This is a genomic window from Thermococcus marinus (genome assembly GCF_055389025.1).
The window spans coordinates 1943481-1956687 of the sequence record NZ_AP042417.1; the positions used below are offsets into that span (position 1 = coordinate 1943481).

The 13207-nt window shown below is 53.2% G+C and carries 13 protein-coding genes; 10 read left to right on the forward strand and 3 right to left on the reverse strand.

Annotation, left to right across the window (positions count from 1 at the left end; genetic code table 11):
• Window positions 1–8: 8 nt before the first annotated feature.
• The gene (locus tag ACZ5ER_RS10850; protein ID WP_050003887.1) at window positions 9–338 is read right to left on the reverse strand and encodes a helix-turn-helix domain-containing protein; all 330 of its coding nucleotides are present in this window, start codon (window positions 336–338) and stop codon (window positions 9–11) included.
• Between the two features lie 289 nt (window positions 339–627).
• On the opposite strand from ACZ5ER_RS10850, the gene ACZ5ER_RS10855 reads away from it, so the two are divergent.
• The gene (locus ACZ5ER_RS10855) at window positions 628–1677 is read left to right on the forward strand and encodes a hypothetical protein (RefSeq protein WP_050003888.1); all 1050 of its coding nucleotides are present in this window, start codon (window positions 628–630) and stop codon (window positions 1675–1677) included.
• Here the strand turns inward: ACZ5ER_RS10855 and ACZ5ER_RS10860 are convergent.
• Together ACZ5ER_RS10860 and ACZ5ER_RS10865 are read right to left on the reverse strand one after the other, a co-directional pair.
• Window positions 1674–2114, reverse strand: a complete 441-nt coding sequence (locus ACZ5ER_RS10860; protein ID WP_050003889.1) for a chemotaxis protein CheW — start codon at window positions 2112–2114, stop codon at window positions 1674–1676. The two genes, ACZ5ER_RS10855 and ACZ5ER_RS10860, sit on opposite strands and share 4 nt — an antisense overlap.
• A gap of 4 nt (window positions 2115–2118) precedes the next feature.
• Window positions 2119–3327 (reverse strand): methyl-accepting chemotaxis protein, encoded by a 1209-nt coding sequence (locus ACZ5ER_RS10865; RefSeq protein ID WP_464934456.1) that lies wholly within the window; start codon window positions 3325–3327, stop codon window positions 2119–2121.
• A 246-nt stretch (window positions 3328–3573) separates the two neighbouring features.
• Between ACZ5ER_RS10865 and ACZ5ER_RS10870 the strand changes: the two genes are divergently transcribed.
• The 9 genes from ACZ5ER_RS10870 to ACZ5ER_RS10910 are packed head-to-tail and all read left to right on the forward strand — an operon-like array spanning window position 3574 to window position 13201.
• Complete coding sequence (locus ACZ5ER_RS10870) at window positions 3574–4437, forward strand: CheR family methyltransferase (protein ID WP_050003890.1); 864 nt, start codon at window positions 3574–3576, stop codon at window positions 4435–4437.
• The gene (locus ACZ5ER_RS10875; protein WP_050003891.1) at window positions 4412–4774 is read left to right on the forward strand and encodes a response regulator; all 363 of its coding nucleotides are present in this window, start codon (window positions 4412–4414) and stop codon (window positions 4772–4774) included. Before ACZ5ER_RS10870 ends, ACZ5ER_RS10875 begins: the two co-directional genes overlap by 26 nt.
• Window positions 4775–4785: 11 nt before the next feature.
• Entirely contained in the window at window positions 4786–5895 is a 1110-nt protein-coding gene (locus ACZ5ER_RS10880; RefSeq protein WP_050003892.1) for a protein-glutamate methylesterase/protein-glutamine glutaminase, read from the forward strand.
• Window positions 5870–8227 carry a chemotaxis protein CheW gene (locus tag ACZ5ER_RS10885; protein WP_464935216.1) on the forward strand — a complete coding sequence of 786 codons (2358 nt, stop codon included), beginning with the start codon at window positions 5870–5872 and terminating at the stop codon, window positions 8225–8227. The genes ACZ5ER_RS10880 and ACZ5ER_RS10885 overlap by 26 nt, the downstream gene beginning before the upstream one ends.
• Window positions 8217–8849, forward strand: a complete 633-nt coding sequence (locus ACZ5ER_RS10890; protein WP_050003894.1) for a chemotaxis protein CheC — start codon at window positions 8217–8219, stop codon at window positions 8847–8849. Before ACZ5ER_RS10885 ends, ACZ5ER_RS10890 begins: the two co-directional genes overlap by 11 nt.
• Complete coding sequence (locus tag ACZ5ER_RS10895; RefSeq protein ID WP_081947253.1) at window positions 8846–9616, forward strand: chemotaxis protein CheC; 771 nt, start codon at window positions 8846–8848, stop codon at window positions 9614–9616. Before ACZ5ER_RS10890 ends, ACZ5ER_RS10895 begins: the two co-directional genes overlap by 4 nt.
• Window positions 9617–9619: 3 nt before the next feature.
• Window positions 9620–10111: a chemotaxis protein CheD gene (locus tag ACZ5ER_RS10900; protein ID WP_464934457.1), complete on the forward strand. Its 492-nt coding sequence runs from the start codon at window positions 9620–9622 to the stop codon at window positions 10109–10111.
• A gap of 46 nt (window positions 10112–10157) precedes the next feature.
• Window positions 10158–12401 carry a methyl-accepting chemotaxis protein gene (locus tag ACZ5ER_RS10905; protein WP_464934458.1) on the forward strand — a complete coding sequence of 748 codons (2244 nt, stop codon included), beginning with the start codon at window positions 10158–10160 and terminating at the stop codon, window positions 12399–12401.
• 59 nt (window positions 12402–12460) lie between these two features.
• The gene (locus ACZ5ER_RS10910; protein ID WP_050001830.1) at window positions 12461–13201 is read left to right on the forward strand and encodes a hypothetical protein; all 741 of its coding nucleotides are present in this window, start codon (window positions 12461–12463) and stop codon (window positions 13199–13201) included.
• Window positions 13202–13207: the final 6 nt, after the last annotated feature.

Sequence of the window (13207 nt, forward strand, 5' to 3'; positions counted from 1 at the left end):
ACCCCACCTCACAGGAACCGCCTGTAATAAGCATAGTACTCCTTAAGGTATTCAACGACCTTCTTGCCGTACTCTGTGAGGCGGTAGTACTTGAAACCGTTGCTGGCTATCTCCTCAACGAGTCCGAGATGCACGAGGGAGCTTTCACCGTTGTAACGGTTGCCGAGTCCAACGAGGGCCCCCCTGACGTTTGAGGGATCAGAACCGACGACCCTTGCAATCTCAGACAGGTAAGTCGCGGACGGGTATATCTCGTTCAGGTACATCAGTATCTTCTTCCTGAGGTCACTGCGGTGCAACGACCTGAGCACCTGAGGGTCCATCACCACCGAGTTCATTTTCTCCACCTCCAAGGCCTTCTGGACTGATTGTACCCTCTGAACTTGATGTAGCTGGCTATGTAGGTCCCGTATTGGTGTTAGTGGTTAGAGAATATATAACGTTTTCGTATGGAGAATGCCCCACATACAAGGGAAGTCTCGTTGAATTGGACGATATCACAACGCTTCGATAAAAATGGAACAGTAGGACAACCATCAGTATTCTGGAAAAAATCTAAAGCGGCCCCCCAAAAAAGGTTTAAAACATGAACTATTCAAATTAATCCATGGGCTCCGGGTGGTAATCATGTGGGAAGCAATCGCAGTTACTGCAGTAGTTGCAGTGGCTCTTGTTCTTTACGTCAGAGATATCACGAACAAGGTTCTCGCGAGGTACTTTGAGCTCAAGGAGAACCTCTCGGAGCTCGAAGAGAACCTCACAGGATTCCGCTCCACCTTTGAGAAGAAAATTTCTGAGCTTAAGGGTTCTGGGCATGGTCCCTCCCAAATCCCCGAGCTGAACGGGATAAAGGAAAAACTTGCTCTTCTTGAAAAATCCCTAAAGGAGCTCAAAAAGTTTGAGACCAAGCTTGACTTCGAGATTGGAAGCGTTAAGAACGGCCTCGAAAAGCTCGAAAGAAAAGTTGAAGAGCTCGAAAAAGAAGTTGAAGAGAGCAGAGAGCTGATAAAGGAAGAACTCAAGGAAGAGATAATCAGGGAACTCGAAGAAGAAATAGAGCACCTGGAAGATGTCATTGAGAGGCGGAAAAACGAAGAAGTTGAGGAGTTCCTTGAGGTCATCAAGGCCGCAATAACCCTCCAGCCCGAGAAGCTCCGGGAGGGCCTCCTTGAGGCCAAGCGTGCGCTTCTTTCCCTCAGGGACATAGCGAAGGTCTACGTCCTAACGGGGAAGGGGCAGGGTGAGTTCAATGAACTTAGAGAGAACCTCGTCGAACTCCTCAAAAACCTTAGGAAGCTGGCTATCGTCTCCGTTCCAGATGAAAACGTCTACTCAAGGTTCAACGAGGTCATAATAAAGACCAAGAGGCTGGAACTCCCCATGAAACGAGGGGACAAAGAACTCTCGCCTGAAAAGAGCTTCATTGAGATACACAGAATAACATACGAGTTGGCAGGGGAAATCGACAGGATTGCAGAAATGCTGGGAGAGCCCGTTCCAGTAACACCCGTTGAAAAGGAGTTCTATGAGAAGCTGCGCTACCAGTTCGAGGAGCTCAGGAGACTGGAAGAACAAGTGCAAAAGCTGATGCTCAAACTTGGGACCGTTGAGAGAGAACCCGAAGAAGAGAAGAAAGACGATATTGAGAAGATTCTAAAGGATCTCAACCTGCTTTAAAACTCGTCACCAAGGAGCTTGTCTAGGTCAATCATTATGAGAAGCCTTTCTCCGTCGTTTATCTTGGCAATGCCCTTTATGTAGCGTATGTCCACCCTGCTGGCGAGCGTTTTGGGAGGCTGTTCTATCTGCTCGTCCGTGAGCGTTATTACGTCCGAGACCGCGTCAACGATTATGCCAACTACCTCGTCCTTCACCTCGGCGATGATAATCTTCTTCTTGGACAGGTCCTCATCTATGTCATAGTAGCCGAGGAGCTTCTTGAGGTTCACAACGGTGGTAATCTGGCCACGCAGGTTTATGACGCCCTCCACGAAGTCGGGAGCGTTTGGAACGCGTGTTATGGGCATCATTTCCTTAATTTCCCTGACCTTGGATATATCGAGGCAGAACTCCTCGTTGCCGACCATGAAGGCAACTACCTGAACCTCCCCCAAAGTATCACCCCCTAACCCGTTCAAGGAGTTCACGTGAACGCGAAACTGATTCGGCAAGCTCCTTAAGACCCTTTCTAATTTCCTCCAGCCGGGTCTGGACGTCGGCGACAAAATTCGTGAAGCCGCCAATCTCCGTCGAGAGGTCTTCCTGAACCTTGTAAACATTGTCCAGGGTGTCCATCAACATCTGAACGGACTGAGCCTGTCCCTCTATGCTGTCGGAGAGCTCCTTTATCATGTTGGCGGTCTCGTTGGCACGCCTCGCTATGTCATCGAAGGCCGCGATGAGCTCCTGGACGGCGTCCTTTATCTCCTCGGTAACGGTAAATTCCTTCTTTATCGAGCCGACGACCTTGTCAATGCTTTCCTGCATGTTTCTAATCAGTTCGGCAATCTGGTCCGTTGACTTTTTGGACTGGTCGGCCAGTTCGCGGATGTTCTCGGCAACAACGGCAAAGCCCCTCCCATGCTCACCGCTCCTAGCGGCCTCTATTGCCGCGTTGAGGGCCAGAAGGTTGGTCTGCTCCGCGATGTTCCCTATTACTTCAACTATCTCACCGATTCTCTTTGAGTGCTCGACAAGGAGCGAGAGGGCCCTCTCCATGTCCTGGTTGACCTCGTTGATGCTCGCCACGTTCAAAGCCACGTTGTCGGAAATCTGCTTGCCCTTCTCGGCCATGTTGGCAGTCTCAAGGGCGTAGTCCGTCAAAGCCTGGGCCTGAGTGTTCATCTCCTCGATGCCGGCCGTGAGGGTCTGAATGTAGTCACCCAGCTCCGCAACGCGGGAGCGCTCCTCCTGGATTAGGTTGAGGAGTTCAGCGGAATCAAGAGACACTTCAAAGTCAGAGCTCCTTAGAAGAGAAGAAACTCTCTCGTCGGCTTTTTTAAGTTCTTCGAGTGCCCCCTGAACCTCACCGGGGACACTGACTTTCTCAATCCGGACTTCCTTCTTCGACCTGGCCTTTTCAACTATACGGAGAAGGCGAGAAGCGGTCTCCTGGTCGAGGTTCTGAAGGGGAGTATTATCTCCTTCCAGGAGCTTTTCAAGGATTCCTAAAAAATCCTCTTTTTTGGAGGCGGAACTCAGATAGAGACCCACACCCAATGCCGTACCGATGCCCACCACTGCACCCACCGCTGGAGAAACCGCAGAACCTGCTAGTGTAGCCACTGGAACCAGCACCACTGATGCAATCGTCACTGACCTGCCCATGAGCACACCCCCTTGACTGGTAGTTATTGTCACTTCAGAGATAAAAGACTTTCGTATGTATGTGATAACCAAGGCTACGAGTTATCATAATAATAAGTTGGTTCGTAACAACCTGCGTATGCACCTACACAACCATCTACACTAAAGGCTTTTTATGAGAGAACGCCCATAGAACTGTATGAGACTTCGGCGAGTCCACAATGGGCTTACGCCCCACCCGGAAATTCAACAAGGTGAGTGGGTCGTATGATGGACTACCGGGACCCCGGCTATCTGAAGATTAAGGAGGAACTCTTTCGACACCTCAGGGTTAGCAGTGACGCCTACAAGGACTCATACCTAATGAGGAGAATCCGCGCGAGGATGAGAAAGCTGGGGATTACGAACTTCATGGAGTATTACCGCCTGATAAAGACGAACAAGAAGGAGCTCGACGAACTGCTCCTGACTGTGGCTATAAACGTCACCGAATTTTTCCGCGATCCTGTAGTCTGGAAGACCTTTGAGAAGAAAGTCATACCCGAGCTCGTGAAGATAAAAAAGGAGCAGCACAGCTCGTCGCTCAGGATATGGAGCGCGGCCTGCTCCACCGGCCAGGAGCCGTATTCGATAGCGATGACCCTCTACGAGGCCCTCGGCGAAGACCTTGGAGGCTTCAGGGTGCAGATACTGGCGACGGACATAGACAGGGAAGCCCTCGCAGTCGCGATGCGCGGTGAATATCCAGTTGACGTCGTCGAGAAGCAGGTTCCGAGGCACATGATACCGAAGTACTTCACGAGGGTAAGTGATGAACGCTACCGCGTCTCACCGAAGATTAGAAGGCTGGTAAAGTTCCAGCAGTTCAACCTCTTCAGTTCAAGGTACCCGACCGGGTTCGACGTCATATTCATCCGCAACGTGCTGATTTACGTCAAGAGGGAGGCCCAAGAAGAGATATTCGCCAGGCTGTATAATTCGCTCGAAGACCACGGTTTCCTGATTCTTGGTAAAACCGAGACCATACTCGGAAACGCGGCAAAACTGTTCAAATTGTATGACCTCGTCGCGAGGATCTATCGCAAGAACCTGGAGGTGAAGAAGCATGGCCAGAGTTTTGGTGGTAGATGATGCGGCGTTTATGCGCATGCTCCTGAAGAAGATACTGACCCAGGGCGGCCACCAGGTTGTTGGGGAAGCGGGCAACGGAAAGGAGGCCGTTCAGAAATACCAGGAGCTCAAGCCCGACGTGGTAACGATGGACATAGTCATGCCGGAGATGGACGGAATAACTGCCGTCAGGGAGATTAAAAAAATCGACCCCAACGCCAAGATAATCATGATTACCGCCGTCGGACAGGAGAGCAAGGTCATGGAAGCCCTCAAGGCCGGCGCCTCTGGATACATCGTCAAGCCCTTCCAGGCCCCGAAGGTGCTTGAAGAAATCAACCGCGTACTCTCAAGTTAGGGTGAGTGATGATGCCCCTGAGCTCACCCAAGAAAAAGATTAGGGTACTCGTCGTTGATGACTCGGCATTCATGCGCAAGATACTCAGGGATATAATCAACTCCGACCCCGAGCTTGAAGTTTGCTGCGAAGCCCGTGATGGAATCGAAGCCATAAACATGGTCAAGCTCCACAAGCCGGACGTGGTAACGCTCGACATTGAGATGCCCCGAATGAACGGCCTCGACGCCCTCAGGGTTATAATGAAGCAGAGCCCGACGCCGGTAATCATGGTGAGCGCACTCACGCAGGAGGGAGCCGAGGCGACGATAAAGGCCCTCGAGTACGGGGCGATTGACTTCATTCCCAAGCCCAGCTCTTCCATTTCCCTCAGCATGAAGGAGATGAAGGACGAGATAATCGCGAAAATCAAGGAGGCGGCAAAGGTCCCGAGGAGGTTCCTGGAGCTCAGGAGAACGAGACTGCTGAGGGCCCAGAAGAGCAAGGTCAAACGGAAAGGTGTCCCCGCGAGGATTGCGGTTGCAATGGCCGCCTCGACCGGCGGGCCGCAGTCCCTCCTCAAGGTTTTCCCCAAGTTCCCAGAGCACCTCGGCGCGGCAATCCTGCTCGTCCAGCACATGCCACCAGGCTTCACAAAGTCCTTCGCCAAGAGGCTCGACAGCGTCAGCAAGCTCAACGTGAAGGAGGCTGAGGACGGCGAACCCATCGAGGAGGACTGGGGCTACGTAGCGCCCGGCGACTACCACATGGAGGTCGAGCTGAGGCGCGGAAAGCCCGTGATAACCCTCAACAAGAAGCCGAAGATACACGGCGTAAGGCCCGCGGCCGACCCGATGATGATTACCGCCGCAGAGGTCTTTGGTCGGAGAACCGTCGGCGTTGTCATGACCGGGATGGGACGCGATGGGGCCCAGGGAATAGTAGCCATCAAGAAGAAGGGAGGAATCACCATCGCGCAGGACAAGGAGACCTCGATAATCTACGGAATGCCAAAGGCGGCCGCCGAGACCGGCATGGTTGACTACATCGTCCCGCTCGATAAAATCGCAGACACCGTTGTGATGGCAGTGAACAAGATAAAGAGGGGTGGTGGCGGTGGAGGACATCTCCCAGTACCTTGATGAGTTCCTCGCCGATGCGAGGGACAGGATAGACAGCCTCAGCAACGCCATACTCACGCTGGAGAAGATAGTCAAGGAAGGCGGCAGCGAGGAAGAGAAGAAGGCAATGATAGACCAGATTTTCCGTGATGCTCATACTCTAAAGGGTACGGCCGCGACTATGGGCTTCATGAAGCTCAGCGAAGTGGCCCACAAGATGGAGAACCTCTTCGACCTCGTCAGGAGCGGTAAGATTGAGCCAACTCCCGAACTTATAGACGTCCTCCTCGAATTCCTCGACATCATCGAGGCCATGGTTGACAACATCGAGGAGACCGGGGAGGAGGGCGACTTCGACGTTGATTCGCTCTTCGAGAAGGCCCAGAAGTTCTTCGACCAGGCGGGAGCAGGCGGCGGGAAGAAGGAAGAGGAAAAAGCGGAGAAAGAGGAGAAAGCCCCCGAAGAGGGAGAAGCGGAGGGAGCTGAGGCACCAGAAACTCCCCCCGCCGGCAACCGCTACCTCGTGAAGGTTTACTTCGAGAAGGGCGCCCCCCTGCGCGGGGTCAGGGCTTTTTTAATTCTTTCAGACCTTGAAGAGCTCGGGATTGTCCTAGAAACTAACCCCGAGAGGAAAATAATTGAGGACGGAAAGGCCGACGTTGATGTGCTTGAGTTCGTGATTGAGACCGAAGAGGACCCGGAGAAGATTAAAACAGTCGTTTCTCGGCATCCCGAGGTTGAGAAGGTTGAGATCCAGACGCTCGGCGGCAAGACCGTTGCGAGTGGAGAGGGCGAAAAGGGTGAGGGAGGAGAAAAGAGATACGAGGTCACGGTTTACCTCCAGAAAGACGCACCGCTCAAGGGAGTTCGCTCTTACCTCGTCCTCCAGGACCTTCAGAAAGTAGGCATCATAGAGAAGACCGAGCCCAACGAGATTGAAATTCAAAACGGCGAGCTGATTGATGGTTACTATTTCAGGGTCATTCTGAGGACGAACCTCAAGAAGGAAGACATAGCCAAGATAGTCACCAAGCACCCGGACGTCGAGAGCGCCGACGTTAGGGAGATTGGGGAAGAGGCCCCGGCCCAGGCCCAGCCCAAGCCCGAAAAGAAGGAGGAAAAGAAGGAGACAAAAGCCGAAAAGAAGGAGAAAAAGACAGCAAAGGGCCCGATAAAGACTCCGAAGGTGAAGATTTCCAAGATAATCAAAGTGGACGTCAGCCACCTCGACAGGCTGATGAACCTCGTCGGTGAGCTCGTCATCACCAAGGGACGGCTTGAGCAGATAGCTGAGAGGCTCGGTGACAGAGAGCTCCTGGAGACCCTTTCAACGCTCTCAAGGCTGCTCACCGAGCTACAGGACGAGATAATGGAGATGCGCCTCACACCGGTTGCAGAGGTCTTCAACAAGTTCCCGAGGATGGTCCGCGAGCTCGCGAGGAAGATGGGCAAGGAAGTCGAGTTCATCGTTGAGGGCGCCGACATTGAGGTTGACAGGACGATACTCGACAAGCTCGGCGACGTTCTCGTCCACCTTCTCAGGAACGCCATAGACCACGGTATTGAGCCCCCGGAGGAGCGTGTAAAGCTCGGCAAGCCAAGGGCAGGACGGGTTGAGTTAATAGCCAAGCGCGAGAGGAGCCACGTCGAGATAATCGTCAGGGACGATGGAAGGGGAATAGACCCGGAGAAGGTCAAGAAGAAGGCAATTGAGAAGGGACTTATCACTCCAGAGAGGGCAGCCGAAATGAGCGATGAAGAGGCCATAAATCTGATCTTCCTGCCGGGCTTCAGCACCAAGGAGCAGGTTACCGACGTTTCTGGAAGAGGAGTCGGCATGGACGTTGTTAAGGAGGTCGTCAAGAGCCTCAACGGCACAATCTCTGTCAAAAGCGAGGTCGGAAAGGGAACGACCTTCATACTCAAACTGCCGGTGAGCATGGCCATCATCCAGGCCCTCCTCATCAAGGTGCAGGACGAGATCTACGCGGTTCCGATAAACAACATCCTCGAGAGCATCGAGATAAAGCGCGAGAACCTCAAGAGCATCGGCGGAAAGGAAGTCATTGTTCTCCGTGGAGAGATTATACCGGTCATTATGCTCCACGAGCTCTTCGGCCTGCCGGTGCCTGAGCTCAACGAGTTCCCGGCTCTGGTTGTTGACCTCGGTGCCCAGAAGGTCGCGATAGGAGTTGATGAGCTCCTCCACAAGAAGGACATCGTTATCAAGAGCCTCGGCAAGCTTCTCTCACACATCAGCGGATTTGCGGGCGCTACCATACTCGGTGACGGCAGCGTCGTGCTGATTATCGAGATTAACGGTCTCCTTGGAGGTGAAAGCGGTGGAATCTGAGAACTACGAGGAATACATAAAGAACCTCGACGAGTTCGCCAAGAGCGCGCTGGTCGAGACGTTCAACATAGGGGCCTCAAGGGCAGCGGATGCACTCAGCGAGATGACGGGACTGACAGTAGACATCACCGTCCCGGGGATTGAAGTGACGTCCATCAAGTCGGTTCCGGAGAAGGTGGGAGAAGACGTCAAGGTGGCAGTTTACATCCAGCTCAGCGGTGGCTTTGAGGGTCACGCCTTCTTTTTCCTTGACTTCGAGGACGCGCTGAGAATATTCGACCTCATGATGGGACAGGAGCTTGGAACAACGACGGAGTTCGACGACATGGTTGCATCGGCCGTTATGGAGATGGGAAACATTTTAATTTCCGCTTTCGCCAACGCGCTCAGCGAGTTTCTTGGGACGGAAATCAACCAGACCCCGCCGGATATAGCGATTGACTTCACTCCCGCGATACTTGACTTTGCCCTCGCAGATGTCGGCCAGTACTGCGACTACACGATACTCCTCGGCACGGATATAACGATAGAAGGAGTCGAGTTCAAGGAGCACTTCACGATTATCCCGCACCCCGCCTCGATGAAAAAGGTCGTTGAGACCCTGTTGGGGGGATTCGCATGACCGAACACAAGGACTGGTTTTCGGAGTGGTATCAAGACATATTTAAGGAAGCGTCCAACATAGCGATAAGCAACGCCCTCACCGCACTTTCTAACATGATAGGCGAGATAGATATGGAACCACCCACCGTGCAAGTTCTTCCAAGGGCAAAGTTTCTGGCAATGCTCGCGAGCAGGGGGATAGGCAACAGCTTCGTCGTTATGTTTGACATAACCGAGGGGATGAGCGGCCTGACCATACTCCAGTTCCCAAAGGAGAGCGCCAGGGCCCTCGTCATGTCCCTCCTTGGAATGGATCCCGGGGACGAGGGCATTGATGAGATGGGACGCTCAGCGATAATGGAGGTAGGAAACATACTGATTTCAGTTTACACCGACATACTCGCGAAGCTTATCGAGGAGCCTGTATCGCTGAGCCCGCCAAAGCCGGCCGAAAGCCTCTACGACGTCGAGAAAGAGCTGGCTAGGCCAGAGCTAAGAGACGTCAACGAGGTCATAATGTTCAAGGCCCGCTTCTACCAGAGAGACACCGGAATAGAGAGCCTGTTCTACCTCGTGCCCACCAAGGAAGCGTTTGACAAGCTCGTGAGCAAGCTTGAAGCGCAGGTAAAGGACGCCAAACTCGAAGAGGAACCCAGCGAGAGCGCTGGGACAGAAAGGAAAGGTGAGACGGAGGCAATCATGGACACACCCCCACAGGACACAACGAACGAAACTGCAGAAGAGACAGCTGAAACACCTCAAATCAACGAAGAGACCGAGGGTTGAGACTTGCCCGCCGAGATAAAAGTCGGTATCGGCGACTACGCCGTCGGCAAGAAGGAGGGGATAATCAGCACCTACGGGTTAGGTAGCTGTGTGGGCATAACAATCTACGACCGCCTGACAAAGGTCGGCGGCCTGCTCCACGCCCTCCTGCCCGAGTCAAGTTACTACGGCAACAAGGGCAACCCCGCAAAGTACGTTGATACCGGCCTCCAGTTACTCATCAGGGACATTCAGAAGCTCGGTGGAAGCATAAGGCGGGCCGAGGCAAAGCTCTTCGGGGGCGCTCACATGTTCAGCAACGTGACAACGGAGAAGCTAATGATAGGGAAGAGGAACGTTGAGGTTGCAAAGAGAGAGCTCAAAAAGTACGGCATACGGCTGGTCGCAGAAGACACGGGCGGAAAGGGCGGAAGGACGATTTACCTCGACCTTTCAACGGGCAAGGTTAGAATGAGAAAGGTCTCAAATGGAAAGGTCATTGAGGCTATTTACTAATCAGAAAGACGCGTCACAGAAAACCCAGAACGGGGGATGATGCACCATGGAGTTTAAGAAGAAAATCCTTGTAGTTGTTGTACTCGGACTGGCCCTCTTGACGGCAATGGGGGGAGGAATGATACTGTACGCTGGCAACCAAGTAGTCGTGTCCATACAAGACGGCATGGCACCCATAATTGAAGACCAGGCAAAAGATGCAGTCCAGGCAAAAGCCGAAGCACTCGCGGGCGAGTTCGAGGCGTTCTTTAACGAGGTGGAAGCATTGGGGAGAGCCACGCAGGAGCTGACAGTAATCTCCCTGGAAGACCTGAAAAGCGAGGGCTATGAGTTCGGAAGCCCGGGGTACGAAGATACCCTCAACGAAATCATACAGGAACACTTTACAGTAATCGCCAAGGCGGAACCAAAGATAAGCGCCGTCTACTTCGGCGACGTCAACGGCAACATGTTCATCTACCCAGAACAGGAGCTTCCGGAGGGCTACGACCCGCGCGTGAGACCGTGGTACCAAGAGGCCGTAGCAAAGAACGGGCCGACGTGGAGCGAGCCCTACCAGGACGCTTCCACCGGAAAGTGGGTGGTAACGTATACCATACCTGTTTACTACAACGGCAAGCTCGTCGGAGTCGTTGGGCTTGACGTCTTCATAGACACGCTCACAGAGAAGGTTGACACAGTCAAAATAGGTGAGACAGGATACGCCTACGTCGTGGGCCCTGACGGAATGACCTACATGCACCCGAACCACGACTACATAATGAAGCTCAATGTGTTTAAAGAGGAATCCCTTAAACCCATAGCGGACATAGTGCGCAGCGGCAAGGAAGAGGACGTCGTTGTGTACACGTGGAATGGCGCTACAGCGGTCGCAGCGGGGGTGAAGATACCCAGCACTGGCTGGTACGTCTTCGCCAAGGTTCCGGAGCGGGAGATGGCAGGGGCGATCATAGACTTCGTGGTAAGCTTCCAAGAAGCCACAAAGCGTGAAGCCGCCAAGTTCACGGGCATTATAGTGCTGATAGCCGTCGGTGTTGCCGTGGGAGTTTACAAAGTTCTCTCCGACTCTCTCAGGCCGCTTGAGGGTCTTAGGGAGGTTGCTCAGGCTTTGGCCGAGGGTAGGTTGAGTGAGGTGCGCAGGAAGCTCCAGCAGATTCACTACATTGAGGATGATGAGATTGGAGCCCTCATAAAGGCCTTTGAAGCGGTAGGCAAAGACCTCGTCGGAACCCTCGACGCTATAGCTGGCAAGCTTGAGCGTCTCGCCGAGGGCGACTTGAGCAACGGCCTCACCATGGAAGCCAAGGGCGAACTCAAAGAAATCCTCGAAGACCTGAAGAACACCACTCACAAACTCAAAGAACTCATTGGGCAGGTCGTCAGCATCACCGACACTCTCGAAGAGCGCGCCAACGTTCTTGCAAGAATTGCCTCAGACGTTACGGAGGCAATCAACCAGGTTAATGAAGCCGTCCAGCAGGTCAGCATTGAAGCCCAGCGCCAGCAGGAGCACATTAACGAGATTACCGAGGGAATGCGCTTCGTGGCAGAGACGAGCGCTGAGAGCGTCAGGGCAATGGACGAGTTTGAAGGTGCTGTAAATGAAGTCGTCAACATCGCCAATGAGGGCAGGGAGAAAAGCGAAGTCTCAGCCAAACAAATTGAAAGCATTCAGGAGATGATGGGCAGGATTGAGAACGCCGTTAGCAAGGTTGCTGAGATGAGCAGGAGTATTGAGGAGATTACGAATGTGATTACCAACATTGCCGAGCAGACGAATCTGCTTGCTTTGAACGCTGCTATTGAGGCTGCTCGTGCTGGTGAGGCTGGCAGGGGTTTTGCAGTGGTTGCCCAGGAGATTAGGAAGCTTGCCGAGGAGAGCAAGCAGGCCGCAGACAACATCAAGAGTATCATTGACCAGATAACCAGTGAGATTCATGATGCTGTGGAGAGTACTCAGAAGGGTGTTTCGGTGGTGAGTGAAAGTGCGGACACGTTGAAGGAGACTATAACTTACTTGGCGAATATTGCTGATTTGTTGCAGGATGCTAGTGGTAGGATGGGTGAGGTGAAGGAGCAGATTGTTAGGACTCAGGAGGAGGTTGAGAAGGCTCTTAGGGCTTTGGAGAACTTGGCTGCCAGTGCTGAAGAAACAACTGCCAGTGCCGAGGAGGTTAGTTCCGCTGTGGAGGAGCAGACTGCCGCTACCGAAGAACTCCAGAGGGCTGCAGACGACCTCAAAAACATCGTCAAACAACTCAGAGAAATCATCAGCAAATTCAAACTGTGACTTTCGTTTTCGTTCTATCTTTCCATTTCCCCGTGAGGTTCCCGTAAGGAGGTGAAAACATGGACGTGATGACAATTGCCGTCATAGCAATCGTGATGTTGCTCGGCATGGTGGTTACAGCGTACATCATCACAAACGCCATAAACAACCAGATGGGAGAGCTGTACGCGGCGCTGATTGAGAGGGAGCTCAAGAGCGAAAGCCCTGCCCCCAAGAGAGAGGAGCCAGTAGTCTCCCCCAGAGAAGAAAAGAAGCAGATGAGCGTCTCAGGCGTCAACGAGGATGAGCTCATCAGGAAGCTCCGCCAGGTCATTGACGAGAAAGTCCAGCGCGTCATTGACGAGGCCAGGCACAAGAAGGAGAGGCTGCTGATGCTCCTCGACGTCGCGAGGGGATACGCCCTCGGCTACATAAGCGAGGACGAGTACAACGCTTTCCTGATGAAGGTGCTCGCCGAGCTCGAAGAGTTCAAGAGGCTCTGGTTGGCACGCTTCCCGAGCCAGAAGGACAGGGAGAAGCTCAACCAGGTGATATCGTACGTCGCAAGGACAAAGCTCCCTGTTAAGGTCAAGAGCAAGGACGGAAAGACTGCGGTTGAGCTCCCGCCTGAAGAAGCCCTTATAAGGATTACCAGCAGTATCAACAATGCCGTAGGGATACTCGATGAGCTCATACAGAGCAGGGGTGAAAACCCCGCCGTAACTCCGCTGGAAGTTAAGCTCTCACAGGAGTGTGAGAAGCTCCGCGCAAAGGTTGAAAAGCTCGAAAAGCAACTCGAGGAGTACCGGGCAATTACCTGAGGACGG

Coding starts and splice junctions, on each gene's coding strand:
- ACZ5ER_RS10850 (WP_050003887.1), bottom strand. CDS start 338: ATGAACTCGGTGGTGATGGACCCTCAGGTGCTCAGGTCGTTGCACCGC.
- ACZ5ER_RS10855 (WP_050003888.1), top strand. CDS start 628: ATGTGGGAAGCAATCGCAGTTACTGCAGTAGTTGCAGTGGCTCTTGTT.
- ACZ5ER_RS10865 (WP_464934456.1), bottom strand. CDS start 3,327: ATGGGCAGGTCAGTGACGATTGCATCAGTGGTGCTGGTTCCAGTGGCT.
- ACZ5ER_RS10870 (WP_050003890.1), top strand. CDS start 3,574: ATGATGGACTACCGGGACCCCGGCTATCTGAAGATTAAGGAGGAACTC.
- ACZ5ER_RS10875 (WP_050003891.1), top strand. CDS start 4,412: ATGGCCAGAGTTTTGGTGGTAGATGATGCGGCGTTTATGCGCATGCTC.
- ACZ5ER_RS10880 (WP_050003892.1), top strand. CDS start 4,786: ATGCCCCTGAGCTCACCCAAGAAAAAGATTAGGGTACTCGTCGTTGAT.
- ACZ5ER_RS10895 (WP_081947253.1), top strand. CDS start 8,846: ATGACCGAACACAAGGACTGGTTTTCGGAGTGGTATCAAGACATATTT.
- ACZ5ER_RS10905 (WP_464934458.1), top strand. CDS start 10,158: ATGGAGTTTAAGAAGAAAATCCTTGTAGTTGTTGTACTCGGACTGGCC.
- ACZ5ER_RS10910 (WP_050001830.1), top strand. CDS start 12,461: ATGGACGTGATGACAATTGCCGTCATAGCAATCGTGATGTTGCTCGGC.